Annotated in this window: 14 protein-coding genes; 6 read left to right on the plus strand and 8 right to left on the minus strand. The window is 73.8% G+C overall.

Annotated features, from left to right (window positions below; all coding sequences use genetic code 11):
- Positions 1-79 precede the first annotated feature (79 nt).
- Together ACIGO6_RS16435 and ACIGO6_RS16440 are read left to right on the plus strand one after the other, a co-directional pair.
- A complete protein-coding gene (locus tag ACIGO6_RS16435; RefSeq protein WP_399876190.1) occupies positions 80-1,513 on the plus strand; it encodes a hydrolase in 1,434 nt (477 codons plus the stop codon).
- A gap of 74 nt (positions 1,514-1,587) precedes the next feature.
- Positions 1,588-3,039, plus strand: a complete 1,452-nt coding sequence (locus ACIGO6_RS16440) for an RICIN domain-containing protein (protein WP_399876193.1) — start codon at positions 1,588-1,590, stop codon at positions 3,037-3,039.
- A 20-nt stretch (positions 3,040-3,059) separates the two neighbouring features.
- Here the strand turns inward: ACIGO6_RS16440 and ACIGO6_RS16445 are convergent, their stop codons facing one another.
- From ACIGO6_RS16445 to ACIGO6_RS16455, 3 genes are all read right to left on the minus strand, one after another.
- Positions 3,060-5,114 (minus strand): ATP-binding protein, encoded by a 2,055-nt coding sequence (locus ACIGO6_RS16445; protein WP_399876195.1) that lies wholly within the window; start codon positions 5,112-5,114, stop codon positions 3,060-3,062.
- A complete protein-coding gene (locus ACIGO6_RS16450) occupies positions 5,111-5,788 on the minus strand; it encodes a DUF4255 domain-containing protein (RefSeq protein WP_399876197.1) in 678 nt (225 codons plus the stop codon). The genes ACIGO6_RS16445 and ACIGO6_RS16450 overlap by 4 nt, the downstream gene beginning before the upstream one ends.
- Before the next feature lie 172 nt (positions 5,789-5,960).
- On the minus strand, positions 5,961-6,653 hold the full coding sequence (locus ACIGO6_RS16455) for a LuxR C-terminal-related transcriptional regulator (RefSeq protein WP_399876199.1): 693 nt from the start codon (positions 6,651-6,653) through the stop codon (positions 5,961-5,963).
- Positions 6,654-7,010: 357 nt separating this feature from the next.
- Between ACIGO6_RS16455 and ACIGO6_RS16460 the strand changes: the two genes are divergently transcribed.
- Complete coding sequence (locus ACIGO6_RS16460) at positions 7,011-9,926, plus strand: AAA family ATPase (RefSeq protein WP_399876201.1); 2,916 nt, start codon at positions 7,011-7,013, stop codon at positions 9,924-9,926.
- A 47-nt stretch (positions 9,927-9,973) separates the two neighbouring features.
- Here ACIGO6_RS16460 and ACIGO6_RS16465 read toward each other — a convergent pair whose 3' ends face one another.
- Positions 9,974-10,858: an aminoglycoside phosphotransferase family protein gene (locus tag ACIGO6_RS16465; protein WP_399876203.1), complete on the minus strand. Its 885-nt coding sequence runs from the start codon at positions 10,856-10,858 to the stop codon at positions 9,974-9,976.
- 140 nt (positions 10,859-10,998) lie between these two features.
- Between ACIGO6_RS16465 and ACIGO6_RS16470 the strand changes: the two genes are divergently transcribed.
- The gene (locus ACIGO6_RS16470; RefSeq protein WP_399876205.1) at positions 10,999-12,408 is read left to right on the plus strand and encodes an NAD(P)/FAD-dependent oxidoreductase; all 1,410 of its coding nucleotides are present in this window, start codon (positions 10,999-11,001) and stop codon (positions 12,406-12,408) included.
- 78 nt (positions 12,409-12,486) lie between these two features.
- On the opposite strand, the gene ACIGO6_RS16475 is transcribed toward ACIGO6_RS16470, so the two are convergent.
- The 3 genes from ACIGO6_RS16475 to ACIGO6_RS16485 all read right to left on the minus strand — a co-directional run bounded on the left by ACIGO6_RS16475 (position 12,487) and on the right by ACIGO6_RS16485 (position 16,252).
- Positions 12,487-13,989, minus strand: a complete 1,503-nt coding sequence (locus tag ACIGO6_RS16475) for an MFS transporter (RefSeq protein WP_399876208.1) — start codon at positions 13,987-13,989, stop codon at positions 12,487-12,489.
- 75 nt (positions 13,990-14,064) lie between these two features.
- The gene (locus tag ACIGO6_RS16480; RefSeq protein WP_399876211.1) at positions 14,065-15,045 is read right to left on the minus strand and encodes a zinc-binding dehydrogenase; all 981 of its coding nucleotides are present in this window, start codon (positions 15,043-15,045) and stop codon (positions 14,065-14,067) included.
- Positions 15,046-15,091: 46 nt separating this feature from the next.
- A complete protein-coding gene (locus tag ACIGO6_RS16485; RefSeq protein WP_399876214.1) occupies positions 15,092-16,252 on the minus strand; it encodes an NAD(P)-binding protein in 1,161 nt (386 codons plus the stop codon).
- Positions 16,253-16,404: 152 nt separating this feature from the next.
- On the opposite strand from ACIGO6_RS16485, the gene ACIGO6_RS16490 reads away from it, so the two are divergent.
- On the plus strand, positions 16,405-17,097 hold the full coding sequence (locus ACIGO6_RS16490; RefSeq protein ID WP_399876217.1) for a pentapeptide repeat-containing protein: 693 nt from the start codon (positions 16,405-16,407) through the stop codon (positions 17,095-17,097).
- Between the two features lie 39 nt (positions 17,098-17,136).
- Here ACIGO6_RS16490 and ACIGO6_RS16495 read toward each other — a convergent pair whose 3' ends face one another.
- The gene (locus ACIGO6_RS16495) at positions 17,137-17,652 is read right to left on the minus strand and encodes a hypothetical protein (RefSeq protein ID WP_399876219.1); all 516 of its coding nucleotides are present in this window, start codon (positions 17,650-17,652) and stop codon (positions 17,137-17,139) included.
- Between the two features lie 195 nt (positions 17,653-17,847).
- Here ACIGO6_RS16495 and ACIGO6_RS16500 point away from each other — a divergent pair, with 195 nt between their 5' ends.
- Positions 17,848-19,572: a DUF4328 domain-containing protein gene (locus ACIGO6_RS16500; protein ID WP_399876222.1), complete on the plus strand. Its 1,725-nt coding sequence runs from the start codon at positions 17,848-17,850 to the stop codon at positions 19,570-19,572.
- Positions 19,573-19,587 lie beyond the last annotated feature (15 nt).

Here is a 19,587-nt window from a genome sequence, read left to right on the forward strand (position 1 = left end):
GGCCGATTGGCCTCTCGGGGCAACGGCGGTTGCCCCGACGGGCCCTGACAGCGCGTGGCCCACTCCGTATTTTGGCGACGTGAGCCTGTGGACTTCGCTGGAGCCCGCGTCCGCGACTGTGGACCCCGGCAGTAGTACGCGTGTCCGGTTGCGCGTGCGCAATACCGGTGACGTGGTGGACGAGTACCGGTTCGAGCCGGTCGGGGACGTGGCGCCCTGGACGACGATCGAGCCGCAGTCCCTGCGGTTGTATCCGGGGACGACCGGGACGGTCGAGCTGACGTTTGCGCCGCCGCGTACGCCGGATGCGACGGCTGGTCCGAATCCGTACGCGGTGCGGATCACGCCGACGGAGCATCCGGACGCGGTGACGGTTCCGGAGGGGAACCTGACGATCACGCCGTTCACCGAGGTGCGTGCGGAGTTGGTGCCGCACACGGTGAAGGGGCGGTTCCGGGGTCGGCCGCGGCTGGCGGTGGACAACCTGGGCAATACGAAGGTGACGGCGTCGGTGTCGGGCAGTGACACCGGTGATCATCTTTCGTACGAGGTCCGGCCGGGGAACGTGCAGATCGAGCCGGGGCGTGCGGCGTTCGTGGAGACGACGCTGAAGCCGCGGGAGATCATCTGGTTCGGGTCGAAGGAGGAGCGGCCGTACACGCTGGCGGTGCGGCGGTCCGGGGTCGATCCGACGGAGGTCGAGGGGACGTACGTCCAGCGAGGCTTCCTGCCGCGTTGGCTGGCGACGTTCTTCGGGATCTTCGTCGCTCTCGCCCTCGCGTTCGTGATGATCTGGATCGCGTACAAGCCCCAGGTCCGCACCAGCGCCACGGAGACGCAGGCAGCCGGTGCCGCCCTCGCGCCCAGCCCCAGTGCATCCCCGGAACAGCCTCTGCCCAGTACGGCCGAGTCCGCCCCCGCCGAGCAGCCGAAGCAGCAGGAGTCGGCCACGCAGGAACCGAAGGGCGACGGCGGTGGCGGCGGCGACAAGGGCGGCGGCGGTGGCGGAGGCGGCGGCGAGTCGAAGAAGCCCAAGCCTCCGGCGCGCACCGCGGCCACGGCGGTGAAGGAGCTCGCCGCACGCAGCGACGGCCGGCACATCTGCTACCGCGCCTACGTGGCGGACCAGGGCTGGCAGGCCCCGGTGTGCGACGGAGCCGAGGCCGGCACGGTCGGCAAGGGCCTTCCGATCAAGGCCCTGAACATCGCCGTGTCCGGGACCAAGGGCGTGTCCGGCAACGGGGCCCATGTCGTCGAGGGATGGCGGCTGACCGGCGACAAGTGGACGAGCGCCCCCGACCAGGCCGACATGTATCTCGGCAGCACCAAGGAGGCGGTCTCACCGATGGAGGGGTTCACCCTCGCGACCGGGGAAGGCGCCGTCTGCGCGAACACTCACGTGAAGGACAAGGGCTGGTTGAACCAGGGCTGCACCACGCCGAAGTGGCGTTACTTCGGCAGTGACATGGAGAAGGACAAGCTTCAGCTGGAGGCGGTCCGCTTCACGGTGTGAAGACGTCTGCCGGGGCAACCAGCTTTGCCCTTACGACTCCTGACGGGGAGAGGCAACCCTCGTAGCCTCGCCACGTGAGCCTGTGGACTTCCCTGGAGCCCGCGTCCGCGACTGTGGACCCCGGCAGTAGTACGCGTGTGCGCCTGAGGGTGCGCAATACCGGCGACGTCGTCGACGAGTACCGGTTCGAGCCGGTCGGGGACGTGGCGCCCTGGACGACGATCGAGCCGCAGTCCCTGCGGTTGTATCCGGGGACGACCGGGACGGTCGAGCTGACGTTTGCGCCGCCGCGTACGCCGGATGCGACCGCTGGTCCGAATCCGTATGCGGTGCGGATCACGCCGACGGAGCATCCGGACGCGGTGACGGTTCCGGAGGGGAACCTGACGATCACGCCGTTCACCGAGGTGCGGGCCGAGTTGGTGCCGCACACGGTGAAGGGGCGGTTCCGGGGTCGGCCGCGGCTGGCGGTGGACAACCTGGGCAATACGAAGGTGACGGCGTCGGTGTCGGGCAGTGACACCGGTGATCATCTTTCGTACGAGATCCGGCCGGGGAACGTGCAGATCGAGCCGGGGCGTGCGGCGTTCGTGGAGACGACGCTGAAGCCGCGGGAGATCATCTGGTTCGGGTCGAAGGAGGAGCGGCCGTACACGCTGGCGGTGCGGCGGTCCGGGGTCGATCCGACGGAGGTCGAGGGGACGTACGTCCAGCGCGGCTTCCTGCCGCGTTGGCTGGCGACGTTCTTCGGGATCGCCCTGGCGTTGAGCATCGCGTTCGTGATGATCTGGATCGCGTACAAGCCCCAGGTCCGCACCAGCGCCACCGAACAGACCCAGGAGGCGGGTGTCGCGCTCGCGCCCAGCCCCAGCGCGTCGATCGAACAGCCCCTGCCCAGTACGGCCGAGTCCGCCCCTGCCGAGCAGCCGCAACAGGAGGAGCCGGCCACTGAGGAGCCGAAGGGCGACGGCGGTGGCGGCGACAAGGGCGGCGGCGGTGGCGGGGGCGGCGAGTCGAAGAAGCCCACGCCGAAGCCCGTCGTACCCGCCCAGAACATCCTGCTGCGGAACACCACCAGCCATATGTGTGCCGAACTTCCCGGGCGGGAGAAGGGCACGGCCGACGGCCCGGTGCAGCAGGCCGTCTGCGACGACACCGACGGGGACAACCAGATCTGGAACCTCGAGGTGAAGTACCCGGAGGGCGGGCCCGGCGGGGCTGCGCTCTTCCAGATCCGGAACATCAAGGACAAGTTCTGCATGGACCTGCCCGATCACGTCGGCGCTGCCGTGGGGACGCCCATCACCGAGTTCCACTGCGACAGCACCGGCATGACCGACAACCAGTACTGGTGGGTCGACAAGCAGGAGAGCGGGGCCTACTGGATCCGCAACTTCGCCAGCAACCAGAACTGCCTCGGTGTGGAGGGCACGAACGGCGGCGCACTCTTCTCCAAGATGATGCTCGAGAAGTGCAGCAACATCGACGACCAGGAGTGGGAGATCATCCACCCGAAGAAGGACTGAGGCTCAGGCGGTCCCGGCGGTCACCAGTTGCCTTCCCCCGGGACCAGCCGGCCGGCCTTGCGGTACTCACGGCGGGCGCCCTCCAGGAGGTCGCCCGCCGTCACCGTGTCGTCGCGTCCGGCGGCGAAGTACGCGGCGGTGACCACCGCGCTGCGGATCGAACCGCCGGCCAGCTCGAACTCCCGGGCCAGCGGCTCCAGGTCGATGCCGTCGGTGGACGGGACCCGCGACAGGCTGTGCCGCCACAGCGCCAGACGCTGCTCGACGTCGGGGAACGGGAAGTCGACCACCAGGTCCAGGCGCCGGGTGAACGCCTCGTCGATGTTGGCGCGCAGGTTGGTGGTGAGCAGGGCGATGCCGTCGAAGGACTCCAGCCGCTGGAGCAGGTAGGCGCTCTCCATGTTGGCGTACTTGTCGTGCGCGTCCTTGACCTCGGAGCGCTTGCCGAAGACGGCGTCGGCCTCGTCGAAGAGGAGCACCGCGTCGGTGCGGTCGGCCTCCGTGAAGATCCGTTCGAGGTTCTTCTCGGTCTCGCCGATGTACTTGTCCACGACCGACGACAGCTGGACCACGTAGAGATCGAGGCCCAGGTCGGCCGCGACCACCTCCGCCGACAGGGTCTTGCCGGTGCCGGACTCGCCCGCGAACAGACCGAGGACGCCCCGGCCGCGCCCGCCGCCCGCGCTGAGCCGCCAGTCGCCGAGGACGCGGTCGCGGTGGCGGGCGCGCAGGGCGAGTTCGCGCAGCTGGGTGAGGGGGTTGTCGGGGAGCACCAGGTCCCGCCAGTCCACGGCGGGCCGGATCCGCCGGGCGTGGCTCTCCAGGCCGGAGGCCGACTGACGGCGGGCGGCGAGCCGGACGTGGTCGGCGGTGACCGGGCCGCCGTCGAAGGCGGCGAGGGCACGGGCGGCGTGCGCGGCCCGCTGGATACGGTCGCCGCCGAGGCGGTACGGGGCGACGGTGGCGGCCAGGTCGAAGCCGTCGGCGTCCGTGCCGAGCGCGGCCCGCCAGGCGCTCGCGCCACCGGCCCGGCGGCCCGGCGCGTCGAGGACCAGCGGGTCGGTCGGGGACCAGTGCGGGTCGTACGGGCGGGGGTCCGTCAGCAGCACGGTGACGTCCGTCGCCGCGGTCAGCGCCCGCACCAGCGGGCCCGGCTTCTCGGGCAGGCCCGACACCACGACCGCCCGGCCGCCGAGGCGGGCCTCGCGCAGCAGCTCGGGTACGTGGTCCTCGGGGGCGGAGCAGCGCAGGGCGTCGAGTCCGGCGGCGCGCAGGGCGGCGGCGAGGGCGGCCAGGCCGTCGCCCTCGCGCTGTTCGCGCAGGTAGGCGGTGAGCGGGCCGTCGTGGAGGCGTGCGGCCAGCCGGTGCGCGAAGTGCTCGGCGGCGGGGTCGGCGGGCAGCGGTTGCGGCATCGGGTGCAGCAGGCCGAGGAGCGCGGCGTCCGGGGTGTCGTCGCCGAGGAGGTGGCCGATCAGCCGGTCGGGGACGCGCAGGGCACGGGTCAGGAACGGGCGTTCGGGGTCCTCGACCTCCAGCAGACCGAGGGCGCGCAGGGGGGCCGAGGCGTGCAGGCGGGCGCGGGCCGCAGAGGTGTGCGCGGGCACGCCGCACAGGTCGAGGGCGAGGCCCACGGTGGCGCGGCGACGGCTCACGTCGTCGTTGAGGTAGCCGTAGAGCGGCTCGAAGGTGCGGTCGGCGTCGGGGGCGAGGGCGATGAGCAGGAGCGCGGTGTCCAGCTCGGTCAGCCCCGTCCGCCCGGCCAGCCGCGCCAGCCGGTCGCTGTCACCCGGGCCGACCGATCCTGCCGGTTCGGCCTCGAGGGCAACCGCGGCACCCGCCGCGCCGGCGGTCGGCCAGGTGCGCAGCACGTGTCGCACGGCCTCGTCGGACAGGTACAGGCCCCGCAGCGGGTCGTCGGCCGTGGGGTCGTCGGCGGCACGGCGTTCGACCAGCGCCGTCACCTGTTCCCGCAGGGCGGAGAGGCGGGCGAGCAGCACCTGGGCGGTGGAGCCGTCGGCCGGCGTCTGCGCGGGCGACGTCGGTGCCGCCGACGTCGGCGCGGGCGGCACGGTCACCACTTGTCCGTACGGCGGTTCGCCGCCCTCTTGCGGGCTGCACGGGCCGCGGCCACCTGGTGGGGCCGGTGGGAGCGCCCCTTCGCATCCGACGCGTCGTCGGCCGTGTCGCGCAGCCGGACCGTCGCGCCCTCGGTGACCGCGGGCCCCGCCTCGTACTCCGGGTAGGCGGGGAAGGGCACGGTCACCACGAGGTCCAGGGACGGCTTCAGCTCGCCGCCGAGGGCGGACCAGATCTCGGCGAGGGAGCGGGACTCCGTCTGGACGCCGGCCACCGACAGCGGCACCGACAGGTTCAGCGCGGCCAGGGAGGCGGGGAGTTCGGCGGGGGCCAGCAGGTCGCGGGGCAGCAGGGTGGCCAGTACCGCCGACAGCAGCCGGTGTTCGTCCTGCGGGGTCTTCGTCCAGGCCGTCACCAGGTACGACAGCCGGAACCAGCGCGGGGGACGACGCCGCCGCACCACGATGTCCTGCTCGTCGCGCATCATCACGTGCCCGCCGTGCCGGCGGCCCACGTCCTCCCGGATGTCGTACAAGTAGGCGTTGACCACGGGTCCGTTGCGCCGGGCCGCCCAGTCGCGGGTGGGGGCCTCGAAGGCCACGTTGATGCCCGAGCCCGTCAACGCCCCGCTGTCGAGGAGTTTCCTGAGGACCTCGTCCACCTCGTGGATCACGCTCGTGCTCCTGCCCTGCCCGCGCCTGCGCTCCGCCGGCCCGTCCGCGGCCGCCGCCTGTCACCGATCGTGCCCCGGGCGCCGTCCCGTCCGCAGGCGCGTCGGGGACGTCGGTCGGGCAGGCGGCGCTGCCCGTGAGGCCCCAAGGGGCCGCTCCCTGTTGCCCTTTCGGTCAGATGTAGCCTTCCCGAAGGGCATAGGCCACGGCGTGCGCGCGGTTGCGAAGGTGGAGCCGCGTGGTGAGCCCGTGCATGACGTTCTTCACGGTTCGTTCGGAGTAGGACAACTTGCCGGCGATCTCCCCGGTGTCGAAGCCCTCTGCCACCAGTCGCAGGACGTCCACCTCGCGGGGTGCCAGACCCAGCGAGGGGGCGCCGGGGCGGCCCGCCGCACCCCGGTGCAGGGTGCCGACCTGGCTGATGAGCCGGCCGAGCAGGTCCGCGGGCAGGTCGCCGTCGCCGCGGGAGGCGGCCAGTACCGCCTGCACCAGCCGGTGGGCCGTGGCCTCGTGGCGCCAGACGATGGCGCCGACGCCGCACTCGACGACGTCCAGCAGTTCGTTCTCGCGGATCGCGCCGACCACGAGCACGGCGCGCGCGCCCTCGCTGCGCACGACGCGGCGCAGCCGGGTGAGCGCCGTGTCGTCGAGCACGTCCTCGATGAGCAGGGCCACCGTGCCGGGGCCGGACTCCTCGCGCAGGTCGATCTCCGGGTGCCGGCGCAACTGGCTGACCGCGCCCTCGCGGCTGATCGGGTCCGGGGCGGTCACCGCCACCGGGACGCGGCGGTGGGTGACGCCGACGGAGCCGGCGGTTCCGGCGGCCCCGGTACTCGAAGTGGCGGTGGTCCGGGGTGAGTTCAGCAACCGTTTACCCCCTGTTCACGGGCCCGCCGACCGGCACAAGCCTGCGGCGGATGAGCGTGTTCCACACTTCTGGGACAGCTGGGACTGCGCAATCGTGGAGCACCACGAGGCACACCACGAGACCACGCCGACGGCCCCCGAGGCCGGGGCGCCGGACGGGTGTTTGTGCAGGTCAGCAGGGCCCCGCGCAACGGCGGGCGGGACCGTGACGCCGTCTGCTCACCACCGTGAGCATCACCACAGCGACCGGCCGGTCCGTGGTACTCCGTGCCCCGGGGTGGGCCACGTCACACCACCATCGTCCGCATCCGTACGTCTCACAGGCCGGGGGAGCATCATCCACCACAGGAGGCACCGATGACCGGACCGCTCCGCGAACGCGACGACGCCCTGGCGCTGCTCACGGCCGAGACCGAGCGCGCCCGGGTCGGCACCGGCGGCCTCGTCCTGCTGCGCGGCGCCACCGGCACCGGCCGGACCGCCGTACTGGAGGCCGCCGCCCGGCACGCCGCGGACCGCGGCCTGCGGGTGCTGCGCGTCCGCTGCTCGCCCGAGGACACCGGGGTGCCCTTCGCCACGGTCCTTCACCTCCTGGGCACCGTCCCGGAGTTCGCCGACATGGCACCCGGCGACGACGACCGCGGCAGCGCGGCCCGGCTGTGGCGGCTGCTGCGCTCGTACGCGGCCGAACGCCCGCTGCTGGTGGCCGTGGACGACGTCCACCTCGCCGACGGACCCTCGCGCCGCTGGCTGGTCGAGGCGGCCCGGCGCGTCGACGGGTTACCGGTCCTGATGGTGGTCACCGAGCGCAGCCAGTACGACATCGAGCCGCGGCCCGCCGGACTCACCCAGGCCCTGTCGCCCTCCCTCGTGCGCACCCACACCCTCGCCCCGCTCAGCGACGCGGCGGCGGCCGGACTGGTCCGGGCCGCCTTCCCCACGGCCGGACCGCACTGGACGGCCCAGTGCGTCCGGGCCGGCGCCGGCAGCCCGCTGCTGCTGCACGCCCTGCTCGACGACCTCGGCGGCACCCCGCGGCAGGGCGGTGCCGCGCCCGCCGGCGTCCCGCCCCTGCCCGACACCTGCGCCGCGCTGTACCCGGGCACCTATCCGGCGGCCGTCTCCTGGTGGCTGAACAGTGCCGGACCCGCCACGGCCGACGTGGCGCGGTGCCTCGCGGCACTGGAACAGGCGTGGCCGGGGACCGCGGAGGCCGACCCGGCGGACCCCGGCCGTACCGGTGCGACGGTCGGCGGTGACCTGCGCCCGTCCTCGGCCTCCCCCGAGCCGGGGGACCCCCACGACCTCCTCGCCGAGGCGGCCGACGCCGACCCCGCCCGGGTCGCCGGCTGGCTCGCCGCCATGACCCGGCTCGGTCTGCTGCGCCCCGACGCCACCGGCCGCCCCCGCTACGCGCACCCGCTGCTGCGCGACGCCGTCCTCACCGGCTGGCCCCGGCCCCGCCGGGAGGCGGCGCACCGGGCGGCGGCGGAGGCGATGCTGCGCCGGGGCGACCGGGTCGAGGCGGTCGCCCGGCACCTGCTGCGGACCCCGGCCGTCGGACAGCCCTGGGCGCTGCGCGTCCTGCGGGACGCGGTCACGGTCGCCGTGCACGACGCCCGGCCCGCCGACGCCGTCGGCTATCTGCGCCGGGCGCTGGACGAGCCGCTGCGCGACGACCTCCGCCAGCGGCTGCTGACCGAACTGGGCTCCCTGGAGTACGCGTCCGCCGACGCCCCGGCGGCCATCGCCCGCCTCGCCGAGGCCCAGCACCTGCCGGCCGACCCCCGCAACCGGGTGCGTACGGCCGTCGCCCTCGGTACCGCGCTCGCCGGCCGCGGCGAGATCCGTACGGCCATGGAGGTGCTGCGCCGCACCGAGGGCCGGCTGTCCGGGCATCCGGACCTGACCCGCACCGTGCAGACCGCCGGCGCCCTGCTGTCCGACGAGGACCTGGCGACCCGGCGCGAGGTGTACCGGTCGCTGTGCGAGGCCGGCGAGCAGTCCCCCGAGCTGGTCGGCACCGCCGGGCAGGCCCTGCTCGTGCGCTACGCGTCCACGGCCGGGCTGATCTCGGCGCAGGAGGCGATGACGCGGGTACGGGCGCTGCTCGCCCAGCCCACCGACCCGCTCGCCGAGCCGTTCCTGCTGGGTACGGCTGCCGCGGTCGCCCAGTGGGCCGACGAACTCGACGAGGCGGACCGGCTCGTGGAGCGGGGTCTGGCCGGACAGCACCCCGCGCTGCTCCACCCCATGCACCACGCGCTCCTCAACACCCGCGCCGACATCGCGGGGGCCCGCGGCGACTACGCCCGCCTGCTCCCCGCCGAGCCCGGCGCCGGCCCGGCGGGGGACCAGGCCCGTCCGCGCACCGGGCCCTCCAACCTGGATGCCCACGCCCTGATGGCCCTCGTCCACACCGGCCGCGTCGACGAGGCCCAGCGGTTCGCCGACCGGTTCGACCTGCGCGAGGTGGCGGAGAACTGGGAGCTGAACCGCTTCCTGTACGCGCGGGGCGTGCTGCGGGCCGCCACCGGCGACCGGGCGGGCGCGCTCCACGACTTCCTGGAGTGCGGACGGCGCCAGTCGGCCCGCGAGGTGGTCAGCCCGGTCGTCACCCCGTGGCGGACGGCGATCGCCGAGTGCCGTCTGGCGCTGGGCGGCGGTCAGGAGGCGCTGGCCCTGGCCACGGAGGAACTGCGGCTGGCCCGGGTGTGGAACACCCCGCGCACGGTGGGCCGCGCCCTGCGCGTGCTGGGCACCGCGACCGGCGGGCGGCGCGGCCTGGAGCTGGCCGAGGAGGCCGTACGGGTCCTGCGGGACGCGCCCGTCGACACCGACGTGGAGCTGGCGCCGGCGCTGTTCGCCCAGGGCCGTCAGCTCCTTGCCGCCGGTGAACGCGGCCGCGCCCGCGCGTGTCTGCGGGAGGCGGCGGACGTGGCCGAGCGCAAGGGCGCCCTGCGGCTGCTCGCGCTCGCCGAGCAGGCCCTGCGCGAGAGCGGCGCCCGGGGGCCGGTGACGGCCGCCTCCGGCTCCGGGGCACTGACCGGCAGCGAACGCCGTATCGCCGAACTGGCCGCCGACGGCCGGACCAACACCGAGATCGCCGAGCTGCTGCACCTGGCCCGCCGCACCGTGGAGACCCATCTGACCAGCACGTACCGCAAGCTCCGCATACGCCGGCGGACGGAACTGCCCGCCGCCCTTCAGCAGACCCGCGAACCGGCCCGGCACCACCGCCCCCCACCGGTCCGCCACAGCTGCCAGGATTGAACCTCGCCGGACGCGGGCGTGGGGTCCGTGCGACGGCACCGGCCGGCTCACGGCTTCCGCAGGAGCCGCCCGATCGCCAGTTGCTCCTCCTCCAGCGGGTCGCCGTCCTCGACGTTCCACAGGGAGTTCTGCAGGACGCGGCCCAGTGACCAGGCGCGGGCCCGCTCCCGGTCCAGCCCCAGGACGTCGGTCAGGGCGTCGAAGCGCCACTGGGTCTCGCCGGGGTCGTAGCGGTTGTCCAGGGCGGGCAGCAGGTCGAAGCCGGGGTCGCCGGCCAGCGGCTTGGGGTCGATGGCGAGCCAGGGGGCGCGGTCCGCGGCGAGGACGTTCTCGTAGTGCAGGTCCCAGTGCAGCAGCCGGTCGCCGGGTTCGTCGGCGACCTCGCGCACGGCGGCGGCGCAGTCGGCGACCAGGCGCCGGTCCGCCGGGTCCGCGATGCGTTCGAGGGCCCGCGGCGTCCGCTCCAGCATGCCCCGCGCGATGTCGCCGAGCCGGCGCAGGCCGGGCGGGGCGGGGGCCGAGGTCAGGTGCGCCAGCAGCCGGGCGATGACGAGGACGGCCTCGCGGGAGTCCTCGACGTGGCTGAGCATGCGGGCCGGGTCGAGGCGCTCCAGGAGCATGGTGCCGGTGGCCGCGTCGTGGTCGAGCAGCCGTACCGCCCCGTCACCGTCCCACAGCCGCAGGGCCACGGGCTCGCCCTCGGTCTCCGCGTCGAGGATCTGCAGCTTGAGCACGGCCGGGGTGTCGTCCCGGCGCCGTACGACGGGCAGCACCAGGGCCGCCCAGCCGTGCATCGACGGCCCGTCGAGGCGCAGCCCCCAGCGGTCCAGGAAGCCGGCCGCCACCTCGGGCAGCGCGTCGATGAAGGCGCGGCCCGCCGCTCCGTTGTACTTCGCCTGGGATGCCGCGAGTGCGTCCGGAACCTCGATCACGTCGGGTGACGCTACCGGCGTACGGCGGCACGGGCACGCGGTTATCGCGGCGCCCACGGCCCCCCGACCCACCGAGGCCCCGGAAATTCCACGGAATCCGAAGCAGACAGGCGCCTCTCACCAGGGTTAACGTCCTGCCCATGAGCAGGTCGAGCGACGGCGTCGTCAACGGTGGCATCTCCTTCTGGTACGCGGACGACGGTCTGCCCGCGACGGTGCGCGAGCCGCTCGCCGGTGACGCGTCGGCCGACGTGGTGATCGTCGGCGGCGGATACACCGGGCTGTGGACCGCGTACTACCTGAAGCAGGCGGCACCCTTCCTGCGGATCACCGTCCTGGAACAGAAGTTCTGCGGCTACGGAGCCTCCGGACGCAACGGCGGCTGGCTCTACAACGGCATCGCGGGCCGGGACCGCTACGCCAGGCTGCACGGCCACGAGGCCGCGGTGCGGCTGCAACGGGCGATGAACCACACCGTCGACGAGGTGATCCGCGCCGCCGAGGCCGAGGGCATCGACGCCGACGTCCACAAGGGCGGGGTGCTCGAAGTGGCGTGCACGCCCGCGCAGGCGGCCCGGCTGAAGGCGTTCCACGAGGCCGAGCTGGCCTTCGGCGAGAAGGACCGGGAGCTGTACGGCGCCCGGGAGACGGCCGAACGGATCAGGGTCGCGGGCGCGGTCGGCTCGACGTGGACCCCGCACGGCGCCCGGCTGCACCCGGTCAAGCTGGTGAAGGGGCTGGCGGCGGCCGTCGAGCGCCTCGGCGTGACGATCCACGAGTCGACGCCGGTCACGGAGATCCGGCCCCGGCACGCGGTCACCCCGTACGGCACCGTCCGCGCGCCCCACGTCCTGCGCTGCACCGAGGGCTTCACCGCCTCCCTCAAGGGCCAGCGGCGGACCTGGCTGCCCATGAACTCCTCGATGATCGCCACCGAGCCGCTGACCGACGCGCAGTGGGAGGCGGTCGGCTGGGCGGACCGCCAGACCCTCGGCGACATGGCGCACGCCTACATGTACGCCCAGCGCACCGCCGACGGCCGGATCGCGCTGGGCGGGCGCGGAGTGCCGTACCGCTTCGGCTCCCGCACCGACAACGACGGCACCACGCAGGCGGCGACCGTGGAGGCGCTGCGCGAGATCCTGGTCCGCTTCTTCCCCTCCCTCGCCGGGCTGCGGATCGAGCACGCCTGGTCGGGAGTGCTGGGCGTGCCCCGCGACTGGTGCGCGACCGTCACCCTGGACCGTTCGACGGGCCTCGGCTGGGCGGGCGGCTACGTCGGCTCCGGCGTCGCCACCGCCAACCTCGCCGCCCGCACCCTGTGCGACCTGGTCCTGCAGGACGCGGGACAGGGCGGCCGCACCGACCTCACCGACCTGCCGTGGGTCAACCACCGGGTGCGCCGCTGGGAACCGGAGCCGCTGCGCTGGCTCGGCGTCCAGGGCATGTACGCCGTCTACCGCGAGGCCGACCGGCGCGAACGCACGAGCCACGGCGCCCGGTCGTCCCGGCTGGCGCGGGTGGCGGACCGGGTGGCGGGCCGGGGCTGACGCACGCCGGGCGCACACCGGACGCTTGCCGCGCGCCGGACGCCTCCGGGGCCCCGCGGACGGCGGGGCCGCTTCCCCCTAGGCCACCGGTTCCGGCACCGGCCGGTCGGCCGGGGCGCCGTGTTCCGGGGCCTTGGCCGTCACCATCAGGCCCGCGACCAGGCCCGCCAGCAGCATGATGCCGGCGGCCAGCCAGATGGCGACCGTGTAGCCGTGGACGATGCCCTCCCGGACGACGGACTCCAGCCGGGACGGATCGGTGAGGTGGGAGGTGATGTAGGTCGCGCTGGTGCTGGTGGCGATGGTGTTGAGCAGCGCCGTGCCGATGGAACCGCCCACCTGCTGCGAGGTGTTGACCGTCGCGGAGGTCACGCCGGAGTCCCGCGGGGCGACCCCGGCGGTGGCCGTGGAGAAGACCGGCATGAAGGTCAGGCCCATGCCGATGCCCATCAGGATCAGCGCGGGCAGGATGTCGGTGGTGTAGTGCGAGTGCACGGTCATTCGGGTGAGGAACACCATGCCGGCGGCGGCGAGGAGCATGCCGGGGACCATCAGCATGCGCGGGCCCACCCGGCGCAGCATCCGGGCCGAGAACTGGGTGGAGACGAGCACGATCGACACCGTCATCGGCAGGAACGCCAGGCCGGTCCTCAGGGGGGAGTAGTTGAGGATGACCTGGAGGTAGTAGGTCATGAACAGGAACAGCCCGTACATGCCGATGACGGCCAGCATCATCGTCAGGAAGCAGCCGGCGCGGTTGCGGTCGCGGACGACGTGCAGCGGCAGCAGGGGGCTCGCGGCCCGGGCCTGCCACCACACGAAGACCGTCAGGAGGACGATGCCCGTGGCGAACATCGCCAGCACCAGCGGGTCGGTCCAGCCGCGGGGCTGCGCCTCGCTGAAGCCGTAGACGAGGGCGACCAGTCCGCCGCAGCCCAGGAGCACCCCGGGCACGTCGAGGCGGGCGCCGGTGTTTCCGGGGCGGTCGTGCAGCAGGGTGAACGCGCCGATCACGGCGACGACGGCGATGGGCACGTTGACGTACAGGCACCAGCGCCAGTTCAGGTACTCCGTGAGCACCCCGCCGACGATGAAACCGACCGCGGCGCCACTGCCGGCCAGCGCGCCGTAGATGCCGAAGGCCTTCCCGCGTTCCCTCGGGTCGGTGAACGTGGTCGTCAGCAGCGACAGCGCGGACGGCGCGAGGACGGCGGCGAAGACGCCCTGCAGCGCCCGGGCGCCGAACAGCATCGCCGAGGTGGTGGCCGCGCCGCCGATCGCGGAGGCGGCGGCGAAGCCGATCAGCCCGATGGCGAAGGTGCGTTTGCGCCCCACGAGGTCCGCGATCCGGCCGCCGAGCAGCAGCAGGCCGCCGAAGGCGAGGGTGTACGCGGTGATCACCCACTGGCGGTTGCCGTCGGACATGCCCAGGTCGCGCTGTGCCGACGGCAGCGCGATGTTCACGATGGTCGCGTCGAGGACGACCATCAGCTGGGCCAGGGCGATCACCATCAGCCCCCACCAGCGGCGGGGGTCGACGTCCGTGGGCGCGGCCGGCTCACCTGTCCGGGTGCCACTCATCTGGCCAGAACACCATGATTCGGGGCGTATCGCATCCTGTTCCGCCGATCGCCACCCCGGCCGTCACCCCCGTCCTCATGGCTCCAGGACCACCTTCCCGGTCGTCCCCCGGGTCTCCAGCGCCCGGTGTGCGGCGGTGGCCGCGGCGAGCGGGAAGCGGTGCACGGCCGGGGCGAGCCGGCCCTCGGCCGCCTCGGCGAGGGCCCGCAGTTCGAGGGTGCGTACGGGATCGGGGCCGCCGGCCCGCTCCATCATCACCGGGCCGAGCACCTGCTGGGAGACCCCGTCCACGAGGTACGGGGCGCCGTCGTGCAGCCCCTTCCCCGACCAGCCGAACACCAGGTGCCTGCCGTCGGGACCCAACAGCGCTACGGCCTCGCGGGCGACGTCCCCGCCCACACCGTCGAAGACGACGGACGCCGTACGGCCGCCCAGGTGGGCGCGGACCTTGGCGGGCCACTCGGGGTCCCGGTAGTCGACGGCCAGGTCGGCGCCGTTCGCGGCGACGCGGGCGACCTTCTCCGGGCCGCCGGCGAGACCGATCACGGTGGCGCCGGCGTTCCTCGCGTACTGCACCAGCAGGGTGCCGATGCCGCCGGCGGCGGCCGGGACCACGGCCACGGAGTCGGGGCCGAGGTCGGCGAACTGGAGGATCCCCATCGTCGTACGCCCCGTACCGATCATGGCGACGGCCTCGGCGAAGTCCAGGTCCCCGGGGATCTCGTGCAGGCGCGCGTGGTCGGCGACGGCGAGTTCGGCGTAGCCGCCGGGTGCGAAGCCGAGGTGGACGACGACGCGCCTGCCGAGCCAGTCGGCGGGCGTGCCCTCGCCGAGGGACTCGACGACCCCGGCGACCTCGCGGCCGGGGACGGTGGGCAGGGCGGGCAGCTCGGGGGAGGGGCCCTGGACGCCTTCGCGCAGGGCGGTGTCCAGGAGGTGGACGCCCGCCGCGCGGACGGCGACACGGACCTGGCCCGGGCCCGGCCGCGGGTCCTCGACCTCCTCGAGGACGAGGTTCTCGGCCGGACCGAAGGCGTGCAGACGGATGGCGCGCATGGGACCCCCAGGGTGAGGCGGACTGTCTGGGCCCCACTCAACGACCTCAAGCATGCTTGAGGTCAAGCTCTCGCCGGCCGAGCGCGAGGGACACCGCTGTCAGGGCGCTGTTGAAGGAGACCTCCGACAGCAGACCGGGCGCGGCCACTTGGTCGCCGGCGAGGTAGACCCCGTCGCCGCGGTCGACGGCGGGCCGGTCGCGCCAGGTGGTGCCGGGCAGGTCGACGGCGCCGGTACGGCCGTTCGCGACGGCCTCCCGTCGCCAGGTGAGGCGCTCGCGCCAGCCGGGGAAGCCGAGGTCGAGGAGCTGCTCGGCACGGGCGACGCCGTCGGCCTTCGACCCGTGGGGCGCGAGGGGGAGCTGCCCCTGGATCAGCTGCTCGCCGGCCGGTGCGAGCGTGCGGTCCTGGGCCGTGAACCGTTCGATCCACCCCGGCGCGTCCAGGTCGGAGACCGCGAACGCGTCACCGCGCCGGGTCCGCACCGCGAGGTCGACCAGGGTGGTGCGCCCGCTCGGCCAGGTCAGCGCGGGGTCGTCCAGCAGACGGCGGGCGGCGTCCAGGGAGGTGGCGACGACGACCGGGGTGTCGGTCGGCACGGCGTCGACACGGGAGAGGGTCTCCACCCGGACGCCGAGGTTCCAGGCCAGGGCGGCCATCCGCTCGATCACCCCGGACCAGCCGCCGCGCGGATAGTGCGCCTCGGGCGGCAGCTTGGTGGCCCGGCGCAGGCGTTCCTGCACGAACGCGGCGGACAGCGACCCGGGGTCGTGGTGGAAGAGGGCGACGGCGCAGTAGTGGGCGGCGGCGCGGGCGCCCTCCTCGCCCACGATGCCGGTCGCCCAGGTCAGGAAGTCGGTGTCGACGGGCGCCTTCGCGGGGTCCCGGCGCAGCAGCTTGAGCATGGCGAAGGGCGGGGTGCGGCGCAGCACGCCCTTGTACCGCAGCCGCAACCGCGCCCCCTCCAGGGGCGGGAGCGGCGCGAGGGGCCCGATCAGATCGCGCCGCTCGAGCCAGGCCCAGTGCGGGCCGCCGTTGTAGAGGGCGTGCGGGCCGTCGTTGGTCCGGTAGGGGCCGTCGGCCGTCCGGGCCCGTCCGCCGAGCGTGTGGTGCGCCTCGTGGACGGTCACCTTGGCGCCCGCCTCGGCGGCGGTGATGGCCGCGGTCAGTCCGGCGAAGCCGCCGCCGATGACGGTGATGCGGTGCATGGCTGGGTTCTCCCTGGGGTCGAGGTCGCCTTGCGCGATGCCTGTCTGCGAGTACGACGGAACCGGGACCCCGGAATGTGACATCGAGCGGGAAGGGACGTCGTTTCCGCAGGTCAGGGCCCGTTGTCAGTGGTGGGGTGCAGCATGGGGGCATGGCGAGGAGAGCGGCGGGCGGCGGCGGTACGACGACGGTGCGGGCGGCGCGGCGCCCCGAGCTGCGGCTGCCGCCCCTGGAGCCGTACGACGGCGGAGGGCTGGAGCCGGACGGGGACTACGACGGGCTGGAGTTCCGGGAGACGGACTTCGCCGGTCAGGACGGCGCGGGCGCCCGCTTCATGGACTGCGCGCTGACGGACTGCGCGTGGGACGAGGCGTCGCTGCGCCGGGCCCGGCTGCTCGACTCGGTCCTCACCGGCGTCCGGGGTGTCGGCACGCAGCTTGCCGAGGCCACGTTGCGCGACGTCGAGCTGGTCGACGCCCGCCTGGGCGGCGTCCAGTTGCACGGTGCCGTGCTGGAGCGGGTCGTGATCCGCGGCGGCAAGATCGACTACCTGAACCTGCGCCGGGCCCGGCTCAAGGACGTCGTCTTCGAGGGCTGCGTCCTGGTCGAGCCGGACTTCGGGGGCGCCCGCCTGGAGCGGGTCGAGTTCGTGGACTGCGCCCTGAAGGGGGCCGACCTCAGCGCGGCCACCCTCACGGACGTCGACCTGCGCGGCGCCGCCCCGCTGGACCTGGCCCGCGGCGTGGACCGCCTGTCGGGCGCGGTGATCAGCCCGGCCCAGCTCCTGGACCTGGCCCCGGTGCTGGCGGCGGAGCTGGGGGTGCGGGTGCTGGCGGGGGAGTAGGAGCCCGGAGCCTCTTCAGCAGATTGTTGCGAGGAACCTTTAGTCCCGGGTCGTTGACGAGATGCGCGGGAAGCGGGCCTGGAGGGTCCAGATCGCCGGGTTGTCCGCCAGGTCCTCGTGCAGGTCGGTGAGGTCGGCGATCAGGTCGTGCAGGAAGTCGCGGGCCTCGCGGCGCAGTTCGGTGTGGGAGAAGGACAGCGGGGCCTCGTCCGCCGGCAGCCACTCCGCCTCGATGTCGACCCAGCCGAAGCGGCGCTCGAAGAGCAGCCGGTCGGTGGACTCGGTGAAGTCCAGCTCCGCGTGCTGCGGCCGGGCGGCCCGGGAGCCCGCCGGGTCCCGGTCGACGTGCTCCACGATGTCGCACAGCGCCCAGGCGAAGTCGAGCACCGGCACCCATCCCCAGGCTGTGGAGATCTCCCGGTCCGCCTTGGTGTCGGCGAGATAGACGTCCCCGCAGAACAGGTCGTGCCGCAGCGCGCGGACGTCCGCGCGGCGGTAGTCGGTCTGCGGGGGGTCGGGGAAGCGGGTGGAGAGGGCGTAGCCGATGTCGAGCACGCAGGTGATGGTGTCACGTCCACGTTCACGTCCACGCCCGCGTACAGGTGCCGTGCGCCGTGCCCACGGTGGTGGCCGACGGCGGGGAACGGCTCAACTGCCCCAGGAGCACCGGGTTTTCCGCTGTCACCTCCTGTCTCTATCCTCGTCCACAATCCCGGTGCGCAAGGTGTCGCCGGGGGAGAGGGAGCAGGCATGGACGGGTTGATTCCGGACGATCCCGAACGGATCGGCAGGTACCGGTTGCTCGGCAGGCTCGGTGAGGGCGGCATGGGCCGGGTGTACCTGGCGCGCTCCGACCGGGGCCGGACGGTGGCCGTCAAGACCGTCCGGGAGGACCTGGCCCGCATGCCGGACTTCCGGCGGCGCTTCGCGCAGGAGGTGAAGGCCGCCCAGCGGGTCGGCGGCGAGTGGACCGCGCCCGTGCTGGACGCCGACACCGAGGCGGCGACGCCATGGGTCGCCACCGGCTACGTCGCCGGGCCCTCGCTCGCCGAGGTCGTCGACCGGCAGTACGGCCCACTGCCCCCCTCCACCCTGCGGGTGCTGGCGGCGGGCCTGGTGCGGGCGCTGGGGGCCATCCACGGCGCCGGCCTCGTGCACCGCGACCTCAAGCCCTCCAACGTCCTGGTCACGATCGACGGCCCCCGCGTCATCGACTTCGGCATCGCCCGCGCCCTGGACGCGTCCACGCAGTCCGCCGAGGGGCTCACCAAGGCCGGCGCCGTCGTGGGGTCGCCCGGCTTCATGTCGCCCGAGCAGGTGCGCGGCGAGAAGGTGTCGTACGCGAGTGACGTCTTCTGCCTCGGTGCGGTGCTGGCCTACGCGGCGACGGGCCGGATGCCCTTCGGCACCGACGAGGGCGGGCTGCACTCCCTGCTCTTCCGCATCGCGACCGAGGAGGCGGACCTGACCGGGGTGCCCGAGCCCTGGCAGGGCGTCGTCGCGGCCTGCCTGGTCAAGGATCCCGACAAGCGCCCCACCCTCGACGAGCTGCTGACGTCGATCGAGGACATGGCGGACGCGGACGCCGCGCCGGGCCGGGCGTGGCTGCCCGGCGAGGTGCTGGCCGAGCTGGGCCGGCACGCCGTACAACTCCTGGACAGCGAGGACCCGGAGGACCGGGTTCCGGTCGCGGCGCCCGTCGCGGGCTTCGGCCCGCCGCCCTCCCCGTACAGTCCGTCGACGCCCCCGTGGCAGAGCCCCGCCCCGTTCGCGGCGGGGCCGGCCGTCGCCCAGCCGTCGCCGTACTCCGCACCGGGCCCCGCCACCCCCTCGCCGTACGCCCCGCCGCCCGCGCGCCCGGTGAAGTCGCTCGCCACGGCGCTGAACGTCTTCCTCGTGCTGTTCACGCTGCCGGCACTGTTCCAGTTCAACGTCCTCATGGAGGTCTACACCCAGCTCGACGGGCGGCCCGGTTCGTCGCCCACCGACGACGACTTCGATTCGCTGCGGATCATGAATTTTGTGGCCGAGGTCCTGGACCTGCTGCTGCTCGTCGTGGTGGCGGTCCTGTGGGTGTGCTGGTTCCGTCGCATGCGGCAGAACGCCGAGGCCTTCGCGCCGGGCCGCATCCGCTACAGCCCCGGTCTGGCGGTGGGCTCCTGGTTCATCCCCGTCGTCAACGTGTTCATGCCCAAGCAGATCGCCAACGACATCTGGACGGCGACGACCGGCCGTCCGAAGGGCGCCGGACGGTGGCTGATGCACACCTGGTGGTGGCTCTGGCTCGCCCAGCTCGCGACAGAGCTGAGCGCCTACCGGAGCTGGGACGAGGCCGAGACCGCCGACGATGCCATGGGGATCATCCTCAACGCCCAGTCGGGCAACGTCTTCGCCGTCGTGAGCGCGGTACTCGCCGTGCTCTACGTCTCCCGGCTCACCTCGCTCCAGCGCAAGCGCGCCACCGGGGCCGTCTGAGCGCCGGGCGGACGC

Source organism: Streptomyces sp. NPDC053750 (genome assembly GCF_044544295.1).
Lineage (GTDB): Bacteria > Actinomycetota > Actinomycetes > Streptomycetales > Streptomycetaceae > Streptomyces.